We start from the raw sequence: 13,176 nt of genomic DNA on the forward strand, positions 1-13,176 counted from the left end.
GTTACAAAACATTGTCTAATCGCTATTAATGACCGTCTTATCGAAAGCATCTATCACGGTCAAAAACCCTTTATTTACGGGACTTTGTGAAACTAACGAGACAACTTTCGGCGAAAAATAATTCATCATCGACGGCATCAATCAGCTGTTCATTAACAGTGATTGGACGGCACTTAAAGTTAGCCATAACCTGCGCTGACCAAACTCCTTCAACCGGGGTTTTCATTCCTGCGAGGCTGTCATGTCAGAGCGTGTCTTGATCGATGGTTACAACCGCCGCGTCGACTATCTGCGCATGTCGGTGACCGACCGCTGCGACTTCCGCTGCGTCTATTGCATGGCAGAAGACATGCAGTTTCTGCCACGCCAACAAGTCCTGACGCTGGAGGAAATCTATCAACTGGCGCAGAGCTTTGTGGCGCTCGGCACGCGCAAGATTCGCCTCACCGGTGGCGAGCCGCTGATCCGTCCGGGCGTGGTCAGGTTGTGCGAGCAGATCGCCACCCTGCCCGGCCTGCGCGAGCTGTGCATGACCACCAACGGTTCACAACTGGGCAAACTCGCGGCGCCGCTGTTCGACGCCGGGGTCAAACGCCTGAATATCAGCCTCGACAGCCTTGATCCGCAGCGCTTCAAACAAATGACCCGCACCGGCGATCTGACGCAAGTGATCAAAGGCATCGATGCTGCGCGCAAGGCCGGTTTTACCCGCACTAAACTCAATGTTGTGGTGATGCAGGGCCGTAACGATGAGGAGATCAACGATCTGGTCAGCTTCGCCATTGATCGTCAGCTCGACGTCTCTTTCATCGAAGAGATGCCGCTGGGGATCATCAGTGAACACAGCCGCGCCGAGTCGTTTTTCTCCAGCGCCCAGGCGCGGGAAAAGATTGCCGAACGCTACACCCTGATCGACTCGGCCGAATCGACCCAAGGCCCGTCACGCTACTGGCGGCTGGCCGAGGCGCCGGAGATTCGTTTGGGCTTTATCTCACCACACAGCCACAACTTTTGCGGCACCTGCAACCGCGTTCGCCTCACCGTCGAAGGGCGCCTGCTACTGTGTCTGGGTAACGAGCATTCGGTGGATCTGAAAGCGGTGCTGCGCGCCCACCCGGGGCAACCGCAGCGGCTGGAGAAAGCTATCGTCGAGGCGATGAAACTCAAGCCGTATCGACATAATTTCGAAGTGAACGATGATGTTCAGGTCGTGCGCTTCATGAACATGACCGGCGGCTGATCCCGCCAGTTTCATCGGTTATCGGAACCGCACAGCATGATCATCAGACCCAAGGTCAACCAGTTCGCCATTCTCTTCACCCTCAAGGGTTCGATCGCCAAGCGCATCGCCCTGCGCACGTTGATGGTCACCCTGCTGGCTTCGGCCATCGTGCTGGTGGAAATCCTCCATCCAAGCAACTTCACCAAGGTCAACGCCACGCCGTTTACCTTGCTCGGTTTGTCGCTGTCGATCTTCATGAATTTTCGCAACAACGCTTGCTATGACCGTTGGTATGAAGCGCGCAAGGCCTGGGGCGAAGTGATCGTGCACATTCGCTCGGTGATTCGCGAAACTCATGTGATTCGTGAGTCCGCCGAGCGTAAACCGTTGCTGCTCAATCTTTGTGGTTTTGCTCATGCGTTGAACGCGCGGTTGCGTAAAGAAAGCGAAGCGGACGCCAGTAGCCAATGGATCATGCCGAAACCCGATCCGCAGACACCGGATTACAGCGGCCGCATTTTGCAGACGGTTGGCCAGCAGTGTTCCGATCTGCACCAGAACGGTGAGTTGACTGAGTGGCGCTACATGTTGCTGGCCAATCACCTGACCAGCCTGACCCAGGCGCAAGCCGTGTGCGAACGGATCAAAACCACGCCGCTGCCGTTTCCTTACACGCTGTTGCTGCACCGAACGATTTATCTGTTCTGCATCCTGCTGCCGTTTGCCATGGCCGAACCGCTGGGCTGGCTGACACCGCTGTTCACGGCGATTGTCAGCTACACATTTTTTGGTCTGGATGCGATTGCCGATGAACTGGAAGACCCGTTCGGCCGCGACGAAAACGACCTGCCCACCGATGCACTGGTGCGCACCATCGAACGCGATATCCTCGCCGAGCTTGGCGCCGACGTACCGCCGGCGCTGAAGCCGGTGGACTATGTGCTGAGCTGATCCGTACCTCTCCAGACACCCCAAAACCCTGTGGGAGCGAGCCTGCTCGCGAAGGGGCCCTCTCAGTCACTATCGATGTTGACTGACACTCCGCTTGCGCGAGCAAGCTCGCTCCCACAGTTTTGATTTGTGTTGTCGGTTTAGAAGAGTTCGTTGAAGGGGATGAAGCGCAATGGGTCGCCGAGGTTGTGCGTGCTGTTCTCGGGGATTTCCACCAGGCCATCGGCCCAGGTCGCGCCGAGCAAGACGCCGGAGCTTTGATTCGGATAGAGCACCGCTCGCCCCGCCTCCAGCTTCACCCGCAGGTATTCACGGCGACTGCCAGGCTTGTGCCAATCGAAACCTGCATTGACCGTGAAACTCAATGGCGTGACATCTTCCACACCTTGAACGCGCAGCAGATACGGTCGCGCCAATAACCCGAACGTCACCAGCGCCGACGTCGGATTGCCCGGCAAACCAATCATCGGCACCGTACCGAAATGGCCCACAGTCAGTGGTTTACCAGGCTTGATCGCGAGTTTCCACAACAACGGTTTGCCGTTGTCGCGCAGCACCTGCCCGAGGCAATCAGCATCACCGGCAGATACGCCACCGGTGGTCAGAATCAGGTCGGTCGCTACTTGCAGTTGTTCAAGCTTGAGCCGCGTCTGCGCCGGGCGATCCGGGAGGATGCCGGCGTCGATCACCTCGCAGCCCAGCTCTCGCAACCAGTGGCCGAGCAATACGCGGTTGCTGTTGTAGATGCTGCCGGGGCGCAACGGCTGACCCGGTTCGACCAGTTCATCACCGGTCGACAGCAGCGCCACACGCGGGCGACGCACCACGTGCAGGTGCGCCAGCCCTTGCCCGGCGGCGACTGCCAGTTCGAACGGTCCAAGGCGCTTGCCGGCCCGCAGCAGGATGTCGCCGACGCGATTTTCCTGACCTTGCGCGCGGATGTTCAGCCCCGCTTTCAGCGGCTGCAAGAAACGCACGCGGCCGTCCTCCAGCACTTCGACGTTCTCCTGCATCTCGACGCAGGTGGCGCCGGGCGGCAGCGGTGCGCCGGTAAAGATCCGTGCGCAGGTGCCGGGCAGCAACGTGTCCGGCGCCAGCCCGGCGTAAACCTTTTGCGAGACCTGCAGCGGCTGTCGGTGCAGATCGGCGAGGTTGAGCGCGTAGCCATCCATGGCGCTGTTCGGCCACGGCGGCAAGTCGAGTGTCGCCACCAGATCACTGGCCAGCACCCGCCCACGCGCATCGTCGAGCGCCAGCAGTTCGCTGTTAGCCAGACGTTGCTCATTGGCCATGCCGAGCAATTGGTCGAGAGCGTCTTCGACCGGCATCAGCGGTGCTTTGCTCATCCGCGTGACCCGCAGGCTTGCACGGCTTTCAGGTGCGGGACGAAGTTGCACGGGCGATGACGGTTATCCAATTGTTCGGCAAGAATGCCTTCCCACGCGGTGCGGCAAGCGCCGGTCGAGCCCGGCAGGCAGCACACCAGCGTGCCGTTCGACAACCCGGCCAGCGCGCGACTTTGCACGGTGGACGTACCGATATCCAGAATCGAAATCGCCCGGAACAGTTCGCCAAAACCATCGATCTGTTTGTCGAACAGGCAGGCCACCGCTTCCGGTGTACTGTCACGACCGGTGAACCCGGTGCCGCCGGTGATCAGCACTACCTGAATGCCTTCGTCAGCAATCCAGTGAGCGACCTGCGCACGGATCTTGTACAGATCGTCCTTGAGCAGGTTGCGCTCGCTCAAGGTGTGACCGGCCTCCAGCAAGCGACTGACCAGTAATTGGCCGGAGGTATCGCTGGCGTAATCGCGGGTATCGCTGACCGTCAGCACGGCAATATTCAGGGGGACAAACAGGGCATCCGCTTTGGCGCTCATAGCACTCTCCGGCAGTAATTAATCAGATTGCCGAGCAGCCTAAGTGCCACTTATGAGTACTGTCTAATCACTCTGGCCAACCACATTATCGACCGGCTCTATCGGTGCCTTTCACGTTGTTCAAGGCCAGGAAAACCGGGCCTGATAGAGCTGATCGATAGTCCCTTAAACACTTCCGATTGGACGAACAACCGTTCAGATGAGATCGTCGCACCCTGCGCTTCTCGTGCGTCTCGCGCATCCGCGTCAATACTCAATCAAAAAATCTCCATCGAGCAGGTGCCATCGTGGACATCAAACAACTCAAGTTCCTGATCGCACTGGACGAAACCCGCCACTTCGGCCAGGCCGCCGCACGCTGCCACATCACCCAGCCGACGCTGTCGATGCGCCTGCGCAATCTGGAAGACGAACTGGACCTGGTGCTGGTCAACCGTGGCCAGCGCTTTGAAGGTTTCACCCAGGCTGGCGAGCGTGTGCTGGCCTGGGCGCGCACCTTGCTCGCAGCGCACGACGGTTTGTTTGCCGAAGCGGCGGCGTGTCGCGGGCAGCTGGTGGGTAGTTTGCGTCTGGGTCTGGTGCCGCTGAGCAGCTTCAATCCGGTCAATTACATTCAGGGTTTGTCGGGGACGTATCCGGAGTTGAAGTTCAGCCTGTCGTCGCTCAGTTCCGACGAGATCATCGCCGGGCTGAGCAACAATCAGCTCGATCTGGGCGTGTGCTACCTCGACCACGTCAACCCGAACTATTTCGAGTTTTTCGAGATTGGTGAAACGCGCGTAGGGCTGCTCTATGACAACCGGCATTTCCATTTCGAAGGCTCGGAAATGAGCTGGGAAGACGCCGCCGAATTGCCGCTAGGGATGATCACCGCCGGCATGCATTATCGTAAATCCATCGATTTGAGCTTCCGCAGCCGAGGGCTCAGCCCGCAGCCGATCATGGAAAGCGATTCAACGTATCAGCTGTTGCAGGCGATTCACCAAGGCTTCTGCTGCGCGATCATGCCGCTGGACAGTGGCCTGGAAGAGCCGATCGAACACCTGTCGTTCATGCAGTTGCCGGATGCCAGCGTGCTCGCGCCATTGGGGCTGGTGATGCGCAAGACCGAACCGCGTTCGGCGATTGCCGAGAAGTGTTTTGCCGAGGCGCGGAGGTTGTTTGGGGTTGAGGTTTCTGCCGAGTAATTGATGTTGAATGTCAGGCGGCCTTCGCGAGCAGGCTCGCTCCCACAGTTGAAATGCATTCCCCTGTGGGAGCGAGCCTGCTCGCGAAGAGGCCCGAACAGTCAATACGAATCCTGGTTGATCGACCAAAGCAATCACCACATCAGAACAAGCGATTGGACGCATTTTTGACGCCCCCGTAGCCTGAACACTCTTCAGCGCCTCGGGACTTTCAAGATGCTCTGCCAAGTCGAAACCATCACAGAATCCACCAGCGAACCCAACGCCCCAGCACCTCAACCAGCGCAGGTGGCGTTTCGCGAATACCTGCCGAAAGCCCCCATCTCCCACGCCGCGCTGGCCTCGGAAATCGCTCTCGCCATTAGCTACAACGGCCTGAGCCAGGCAGTGATGATGGTCTCGCCCGGCAACCTCGAAGACTTCATCCGTGGCTTCAGCCTGAGCAACGCGATCATCGACAGCGTCAACGAGATCTACGATATCCGCCTCACGCATTTCGATCAGGCCTGTCAGGCCGACGTGCAGATTTCCAGCCGGGCGTTCTGGGCCTTGAAGGATCATCGTCGGCAAATGACCGGCACCAGCGGCTGCGGTATCTGCGGCGTTGAAGCGCTGGAGCAGGCGTTGCCGCAACTGCAGATCCTGCAACCTTCACCGCTGCCGCCAGCCGAGCATTTCGACGGCATCCGCCAACGCATCGAAGCCGCTCAACAACTGGCGCGCAGCAGCGGTGCTCTGCACGCGGCGCTGTACTTCGACGTCGACGGTGAAGCGCTGCTGTGCCGCGAAGACATCGGCCGCCACAACGCCCTCGACAAGCTGATCGGCGCGATGCAGATCGACGCCATTGATGCCGCTGAAGGCTTTGTGGTGGTCACTAGCCGTTGCAGCCTCGAACTGATCCACAAAGCCGTGCGCGCTCGCCTTGGCACCCTCGTCAGCTTGTCAGCGCCTACCGCACTGACCGTGGGTTGGGCGCTCAGGCATCGACTCAATCTGATCCACGTGCCACATCGCAACGCCCCACGAATTTACAGCCCGATCCAGGAGATTTCCGCATGAGCCACACCCTCACCCACCTCGACGATCAGGGCCGCGCCAACATGGTCGACGTCAGCGACAAAGCCGCGACCCGCCGCGAAGCCAGCGCGCAAGCCTGGGTGCAGATGCGTCCGCAAACCCTGCAGATGATTCAGGCCAACGGTCATCCGAAAGGTGATGTCTTCGCCGTGGCGCGGATCGCCGGGATTCAGGCAGCCAAACGCACCCATGAGCTGATCCCGCTGTGCCATGCGCTGTTGCTCAGTTCGATTCACGTCGAACTCAAGGCCTGCGAACCGGATCGCGTGCAGATCACCAGCACTTGCCGGCTCACCGGCCAGACCGGCGTCGAACTCGAAGCATTGACCGCCGCCAGCGTTGCCGCGCTGACCATTTACGACATGTGCAAAGCGGTGGATCGGGCGATGGTGATCGGCGATATCCGCCTGCTCAGCAAACAGGGCGGCCGCTCCGGGCACTTTCAATGGGAGGACGCGCAATGATCCTGATCAACTACTTCGCCAGCTACCGTGACCGGTTGAATCTGGGCGGTGAAAAAATTCCGCTGACTGATGCATTGGCCAGCGTTGAGGATGTGCGGCAAATGCTGATGCAACGCGGGGAGCTGTGGCGCGAAGTGCTCGGCGCCGGCAACCTGATGTGCGCGGTGAATCAGGAGTTGTGTCAGCCGAATCAGGTGATTGAGGATTTCGATGAAATCGCGTTTTTCCCGCCAGTGACCGGGGGTTGATGATGACGATTCGAGTCCAGCACAAAAGCTTTGATGTCGGCCAGTTGACCGCCGATCTGCATGCGCGCAATCCACGGGTGGGCGCGGTGGTGAATTTTATTGGTTATGTGCGTGATCTGAATATTGGTCAGAGCGTGAGTGAACTGTTTCTTGAGCACTATCCGGGTATGACCGAAAAGGCCCTTGAGCAGATCGCCGCAGAAGCCCGTGAGCGCTGGCCGCTTTTGGGGGTGGAGATTGTGCATCGGGTCGGTGCGTTGTCGGTGAGTGAGCCGATCGTGTTTGTCGGGGTCAGTAGCAAACACCGGCATATGGCGTTCGAGGCCTGTGCGTTCATCATGGACGTGCTCAAGACCCGCGCGCCGTTCTGGAAGCGTGAGAGTACGCCTGAGGGTTCTCACTGGGTCGAGGGCCGTGACAGCGATCGGGATGCGGCGTTGCGCTGGAGTCTGGCGCATGCCTGAAAAGCAAAAGCCCCTCACCCTAGCCCTCTCCCGGAGGGAGAGGGGACTGATTGGGGGATATTGCAGAAGTACGCCGACCTGAAGCGGTTGTGGTGAATCCATAATCGATGGGATCTTCAGGATCATGGATAACGCCAGACACCGCGGTCGGCCCCCTCTCCCTCTGGGAGAGGGCTGGGGTGAGGGTTGAAAGTCTGATTAGATAGCCACTCCGCCAGGACCCAACTCCGGAGTCTCGCTTGAGCACAGCGCCGAACAACCTGCCCCGCCCCGATCCCGTCACCCTGCGCCAGGCCTGGCGCTTCTGGCTGAAACTCGGCTGCATCGGTTTCGGCGGGCCGGCCGGGCAGATTGCGATCATGCATCAGGAGCTGGTCGAGCGCCGGCGCTGGATTTCCGAAAAACGTTTCCTGCACGCACTCAACTACTGCATGTTGCTGCCCGGCCCCGAGGCGCAGCAATTGGCGACGTACATCGGCTGGCTGCTGCATCGCACTTGGGGCGGTGTCATCGCCGGTGCGCTGTTTGTGCTGCCGTCGTTGTTCATTCTGATTGCCTTGTCCTGGCTGTACATTGCCTTCGGTGACGTGCCGGCAGTGGCCGGGGTTTTTCACGGGATAAAACCGGCGATCACCGCGATTGTGTTACACGCCGCGCATCGCATCGGCGCGCGTGCATTGAAGAATGCCTGGCTGTGGGCGATTGCCGGGGCGTCGTTCGTGGCGATTTTCGCCTTCAACCTGCCCTTCCCCTTGATCGTCCTCGGGGCCGCGCTGATCGGCTATCTGGGCGGGCGATTCGCCCCTCAGCAGTTCAACAACGCGGGTGCGCGCAACAGCGAGAAATCCTTCGGCGCGGCGTTGATCGACGACGATACGCCGGCGCCCGAACATGCCCGTTTCAGCCTGCCGAAGCTGCTGCGCCTGGGGTTGATCGGCGCAGTGCTCTGGTGTTTTCCGATGGCGCTATTGACAGCATTGTTCGGCTGGGACGGCACCTTCACGCAAATGGCCTGGTTCTTCACCAAAGCCGCGCTGCTTACCTTTGGTGGCGCCTACGCGGTGCTGCCTTATGTCTATCAGGGCGCCGTCGGGCATTACGGCTGGTTGACGCCGACGCAGATGATCGACGGCCTCGCCCTCGGTGAAACCACCCCCGGCCCGCTGATCATGGTGGTGGCGTTCGTCGGTTTCGTCGGCGCCTACGTGCAACCGGCGTTCGGCCCCGAACATGCCTTTGCCGCCGGGGCGCTGGCGGCAACGTTGGTGACCTGGTTCACCTTCCTGCCCTCGTTTCTGTTCATCCTCGCCGGTGGGCCGTTGGTGGAATCGACGCACAACGAACTGAAGTTCACCGCACCGCTGACGGCGATCACCGCTGCTGTGGTCGGGGTGATCCTGAACCTGGCGTGTTTTTTCGCTTATCACGTGTTCTGGCCGAACGGTTTCTCCGGGGCGCTGGATCTGTTTTCGCTGACGCTGGCGGTTGCGGCGGCGTTGGCGCTGTTCGTTTTCAAACGCGGCGTGATCAGTGTGTTGATCGTTTGCGCCCTCGCCGGGCTGGGCTTTCACCTGATGCGCTGAACTTTGGCCTGTGAATCTCCCGTTTACACGCCCGCGAATTCCCCCTTACTATCCGGGCACACCGGTCGGCGGGTCAGCCCGCCACCGACGTTTTCCGCCAACGGAAACACGCGTTATGAGTACGTCACCACAACAAGCAGAATCGTTGAACGTCTCTACCCTGCGCGCCCTCTCTCACAGGGGCGGCGTATGAATCGTATCGTCAATCTCCCCATGGCCCTGCGCCGTTCCAAGCTGCGTCACTCCGCACGCCCGCCGGATATCGCCCGGTCTGTCTGATCGCGTCCGTTAAAGAACCGCGACAGCCCCCTGCTTCTTGATATTCCTGCCAGGACAGCCACGCCTATTGCTGCGTCGTGTCCGGCCCGAATCTGCGCGCCTGTGCGGCGCCATCGTGAGTGATCGTTATGAAATTTGCAGCCCTTGAAGACGCACGCCTGTTCCTTGACCAGAACCCCGATATCGACATGATCGAGTTGTTCATTCTCGACGCCAACGGCGTTCCACGCGGCAAGCTGTTGCACCGCGAAGAACTGCTCGCTGTGTACGAAAGCGGCCGGCCGCTACCGAGCACTATTCTCGGTCTGACCGTGCAGGGGGAGGACGTCGAAAACTCCGGTCTGGTCTGGGATGTCGGCGATATCGACTGCCGCGCCTACCCGCTGGAAGGCAGTCTGGTACGCCTGCCGTGGCGGCAGATTCCGACCGCCGCCGTGCAGGTGAGCATGCACCCGACCGAGGGCATGCCCGCCAGCATCGCCGACCCTCGCCATTTGCTGATCAAGGTCATCGACGGCCTCAAGGCTGAGGGCTATCACCCGGTGATGGCGTGTGAGTTGGAGTTCTATTTGCTCGACGCCAAACGCGATCACAACGGCCGCCCGCAACCGGCACTGGACGCGGACGGTGGTCGACCGCGACACACTCAGGTGTACGGTTTGCGTGAACTGGAGCAGATCGAACCATTCCTCGCCGACCTCTACAGCGCCTGCAAACTGCACGGCATTCCGGCGCGCACGGCGATCTCCGAGTACGCGCCGGGCCAGGTGGAAATCACCCTCGAACATGGCGACGCGCTGGAGGCGATGGATCAGGCGGTGCGCTACAAACGTCTGGTCAAAGCCATCGCCCACAAGCACGGCATGCAAGCGACCTTCATGGCCAAGCCGTTCGATGATCTGGCCGGCACCGGCATGCACATGCACGTCAGTCTGGCCGATGGCGAGGGACGTAACCTCTTTGCCTCGGAAGACCCGGCCGGCACGCCGCTGCTGCGCACGGCGATTGGCGGCATGCTCGCCTCCTTGCTCGATTCATTGCTGCTGTTCTGTCCGAACGCCAACTCGTACCGGCGCTTTCAGGCCAACAGTTACGCGCCGCTGGCGCCGACCTGGGGCGTCGACAACCGCACCGTCAGCCTGCGCGTTCCGGGCGGCCCGGCCAACACTCGACACATCGAACACCGTATCTGCGGCGCCGACGCCAACCCGTATCTGGCCGCAGCAGCGATCCTTGCCGGGATTCATCGTGGCATTCGTGAAGACCTTGATCCGGGCGCACCGGTCGAAGGCAATGGCTATGCGCAGGCGAAGGAATTGTTGCCGACCGATTGGTTGACCTCGCTGCAGGCGCTGGAGAATTCGGTGTGGGCGCGGGATGCCTTGGGGCAGGAATTTCTCGGGGTGTATCTGGCGGTGAAACGTGCCGAGTATCGGCAGTTCATGGCCGAGGTGGGTGAGCAGGATTGGCGGTGGTATCTCACCGAGGCCTGAAGACTCACCCCTACCCCCTGTAGGAGTGAGCCTGCTCGCGATGAGGCCATGTCAGTCAAACCATCTGTGAATGACACACCGCTATCGCGAGCAGGCTCACTCCTACAAGGGACCGCGTACAACCTAAGAATTCGTGTGGAAACTAAAATGACCGAACGCTGCAATTCCTACTACACCGCCACCCTTAACCAAGACACCGACTACCCGACCCTGCAAGGCCGGCACACTGTCGACGTGGTGATCATCGGCGGCGGTTTCACCGGCGTCGCCACTGCCGTCGAACTGGCTGAAAAAGGCCTGAAAGTCGCCATCGTCGAAAGCCACAAGATTGGCTGGGGCGCCACCGGCCGCAATGGCGGCCAAGTCACCGGCAGCCTTTCCGGCGACGGCGCAATGCGCAAACAGATGCGTCCGAAACTCGGCGACGAGGTCGATGATTTCATCTGGCACCTGCGCTGGCGCGGACACGAAATCATCCAGCAACGCGTCGAGAAATACGCCATTCAATGCGACCTCAAACACGGCCACTTACACGCCGCGTACAAACCCAGCCACATGACTGACTTGCGCAAGGATTACGAAGAAGCCGTGCGCCGTGGACTGGGCAATGAGGTCAGCCTGCTCGACCGCAGCCAAGTGCGTGACCTGCTGCAAAGCGACCTCTACCACGGCGCAATCAAGAATACGCGCAACATGCATCTGCACCCGCTCAACCTGTGCATCGGTGAAGCGCGGGCGGCGGAAAGTCTGGGGGCGCTGATTTTCGAAAACAGCGAAGTGCTGGAGATTATTCACGGCGCTACACCCGGTGTGCGCACGGCTCACGGCCAGATCGATGCCAAGCAGGTGATGCTCGCCGGCGACGTCTATCACAAACTCGAACCGGGGCAGCTCAAGGGCAAGATTTTTCCGGCCATGGGCGGCATTGTCACCACCGCGCCGCTCGGCGATCTGGCCAAGCAGATCAACCCGGAAGATCTGGCCGTCTACGACTGCCGCTTTGTTCTCGACTACTACCGCCTCACTGCCGACGGCCGCCTGTTGTTTGGTGGCGGCGCCAATTACAGCGGCAAGGATTCACGGGACATCGCCGCCGAACTGCGCCCGTGCATCGAGCAGACCTTCCCGGCGCTCAAAGGCGTGCAGATCGATTACCAGTGGAGCTGCGCGATGGGCATCGTCATCAACCGCATCCCGCAACTGGGCAAGCTCTCGGACAACGTCTGGTATTGCCAGGGCTACTCGGGGCACGGCATCGCAACGACGCACATCATGGGCGAAATCATGAGCCGGGCGATCACCGGGCAAATGGAGCAGTTCGATACGTTTGCCGCGTGTCAGCACATTCGTGTGCCGATGGGGGATTTGCTCGGCAATCCGTTACTGGCTGCCGGGATGTGGTACTACCAGATGCTCGAAAAGTTGCGGTGATTGCATTGGCCCTATCGCGAGCAGGCTCACTCCTACATTTTGGAATGCGATCCCTGTAGGAGTGAGCCTGCTCGCGATGAGGCCATCAGCCCCACCACAAAACCTCAATCCGGCAACTGCTCGACCACAATCCCCAACCGCCGATAATCCTCGACACTCCCCGACGCCACATGCCGTTCGGTAATCAGCGTATGCAGGCGCGTACACGGCGCCACCACAAACGGCTCCACCGCTCCCAACTTGTCCGCCGAAGTCACCGCAATCACCCGCGCGGCGCCATCGAGCATCGCCTGCTTCACCGGCACCTCGTCGAAATGCAGCGAGGTAATCCCCACTTCCGGATGAATCGCACACACCCCGGTAATCGCCAGATCCGCCCTGATCCCGGCCAGCAGCCGCAGCGCCTCATGCCCGCCCGCCGCCATCGTTCGCGGGTTCAACTGGCCGCCGGCGAGAATCACTTTCACACCCTTGAATTCGGACAAGGCAATCGCCGTCATCGGTGAAGCGGTCACCGCCGTGATGCTGATATCTGCACGCAACGAGCGCGCGACCTGCAACGTAGTTGAGCCGGAATCGAACAGCACAATCTGCCCGTCATCAATCTCCTGCGCCGCCCGTTGCGCCAGGCGAATTTTCACCTCATCCGTCTCGTCCAGCCGCGTGAAGTAATCCTTGCCGGAGTCCTTCGGACGCGGCAACGCCCCGCCGTGCACGCGTTGCACCAACCCGGCAGCGTCCAGTTCGGCGAGGTCGCGGCGGATGGTGTCTTCGGAGACTGCGAAGTGCTGGCTCAACTCGGACGCCATGACCTTACCGTCACGTTCGAGGAGCAAAAGAATTTTCTGTCGACGCAGGGACGGCAGTTCTGCCGCTGAGTGATCGCGCATGG

General features: G+C 60.3%; 13 protein-coding genes. 10 read left to right on the forward strand and 3 right to left on the reverse strand.

Translation table 11 applies throughout. The features are described from left to right. The first annotated feature begins 241 nt into the window (after positions 1–241). Together moaA and AC5SEM_RS13730 are read left to right on the forward strand one after the other, a co-directional pair. Complete coding sequence (moaA, locus tag AC5SEM_RS13725) at positions 242–1,240, forward strand: GTP 3',8-cyclase MoaA (protein ID WP_495473316.1); 999 nt, start codon at positions 242–244, stop codon at positions 1,238–1,240. Positions 1,241–1,276: 36 nt separating this feature from the next. Then, complete coding sequence (locus AC5SEM_RS13730; RefSeq protein ID WP_495473317.1) at positions 1,277–2,173, forward strand: bestrophin family protein; 897 nt, start codon at positions 1,277–1,279, stop codon at positions 2,171–2,173. 140 nt (positions 2,174–2,313) lie between these two features. On the opposite strand, the gene AC5SEM_RS13735 is transcribed toward AC5SEM_RS13730, so the two are convergent. After that, positions 2,314–3,519 (reverse strand): molybdopterin molybdotransferase MoeA, encoded by a 1,206-nt coding sequence (locus AC5SEM_RS13735; protein ID WP_495473318.1) that lies wholly within the window; start codon positions 3,517–3,519, stop codon positions 2,314–2,316. Beyond that, on the reverse strand, positions 3,516–4,055 hold the full coding sequence (gene moaB / locus AC5SEM_RS13740; RefSeq protein ID WP_495473319.1) for a molybdenum cofactor biosynthesis protein B: 540 nt from the start codon (positions 4,053–4,055) through the stop codon (positions 3,516–3,518). Before moaB ends, AC5SEM_RS13735 begins: the two co-directional genes overlap by 4 nt. A gap of 287 nt (positions 4,056–4,342) precedes the next feature. On the opposite strand from moaB, the gene AC5SEM_RS13745 reads away from it, so the two are divergent. From AC5SEM_RS13745 to AC5SEM_RS13780, 8 genes are all read left to right on the forward strand, one after another. Beyond that, on the forward strand, positions 4,343–5,242 hold the full coding sequence (locus AC5SEM_RS13745) for a LysR family transcriptional regulator (protein WP_495473320.1): 900 nt from the start codon (positions 4,343–4,345) through the stop codon (positions 5,240–5,242). Positions 5,243–5,458: 216 nt separating this feature from the next. Then, positions 5,459–6,304, forward strand: a complete 846-nt coding sequence (gene fdhD, locus AC5SEM_RS13750) for a formate dehydrogenase accessory sulfurtransferase FdhD (RefSeq protein WP_495473321.1) — start codon at positions 5,459–5,461, stop codon at positions 6,302–6,304. Continuing rightward, positions 6,301–6,786 (forward strand): cyclic pyranopterin monophosphate synthase MoaC, encoded by a 486-nt coding sequence (moaC, locus tag AC5SEM_RS13755; RefSeq protein WP_127928660.1) that lies wholly within the window; start codon positions 6,301–6,303, stop codon positions 6,784–6,786. Before fdhD ends, moaC begins: the two co-directional genes overlap by 4 nt. After that, positions 6,783–7,034, forward strand: coding sequence for a MoaD/ThiS family protein (locus AC5SEM_RS13760; protein ID WP_495473322.1), 252 nt, complete (start codon positions 6,783–6,785; stop codon positions 7,032–7,034). The genes moaC and AC5SEM_RS13760 overlap by 4 nt, the downstream gene beginning before the upstream one ends. 2 nt (positions 7,035–7,036) lie before the next feature. Next, positions 7,037–7,498: a molybdopterin synthase catalytic subunit MoaE gene (moaE, locus tag AC5SEM_RS13765; RefSeq protein ID WP_495473323.1), complete on the forward strand. Its 462-nt coding sequence runs from the start codon at positions 7,037–7,039 to the stop codon at positions 7,496–7,498. A 239-nt stretch (positions 7,499–7,737) separates the two neighbouring features. Further along, entirely contained in the window at positions 7,738–9,081 is a 1,344-nt protein-coding gene (chrA, locus tag AC5SEM_RS13770; protein WP_495473324.1) for a chromate efflux transporter, read from the forward strand. Between the two features lie 407 nt (positions 9,082–9,488). Further along, positions 9,489–10,853 carry a glutamine synthetase family protein gene (locus AC5SEM_RS13775; protein WP_495473325.1) on the forward strand — a complete coding sequence of 455 codons (1,365 nt, stop codon included), beginning with the start codon at positions 9,489–9,491 and terminating at the stop codon, positions 10,851–10,853. A 147-nt stretch (positions 10,854–11,000) separates the two neighbouring features. Next, positions 11,001–12,284 (forward strand): NAD(P)/FAD-dependent oxidoreductase, encoded by a 1,284-nt coding sequence (locus AC5SEM_RS13780; protein ID WP_495473326.1) that lies wholly within the window; start codon positions 11,001–11,003, stop codon positions 12,282–12,284. Positions 12,285–12,388: 104 nt separating this feature from the next. On the opposite strand, the gene AC5SEM_RS13785 is transcribed toward AC5SEM_RS13780, so the two are convergent. Beyond that, positions 12,389–13,174 carry a DeoR/GlpR family DNA-binding transcription regulator gene (locus AC5SEM_RS13785; RefSeq protein ID WP_495473327.1) on the reverse strand — a complete coding sequence of 262 codons (786 nt, stop codon included), beginning with the start codon at positions 13,172–13,174 and terminating at the stop codon, positions 12,389–12,391. Positions 13,175–13,176: the final 2 nt, after the last annotated feature.

The sequence above is a fragment of the Pseudomonas sp. CH61 genome, from assembly GCF_059429415.1.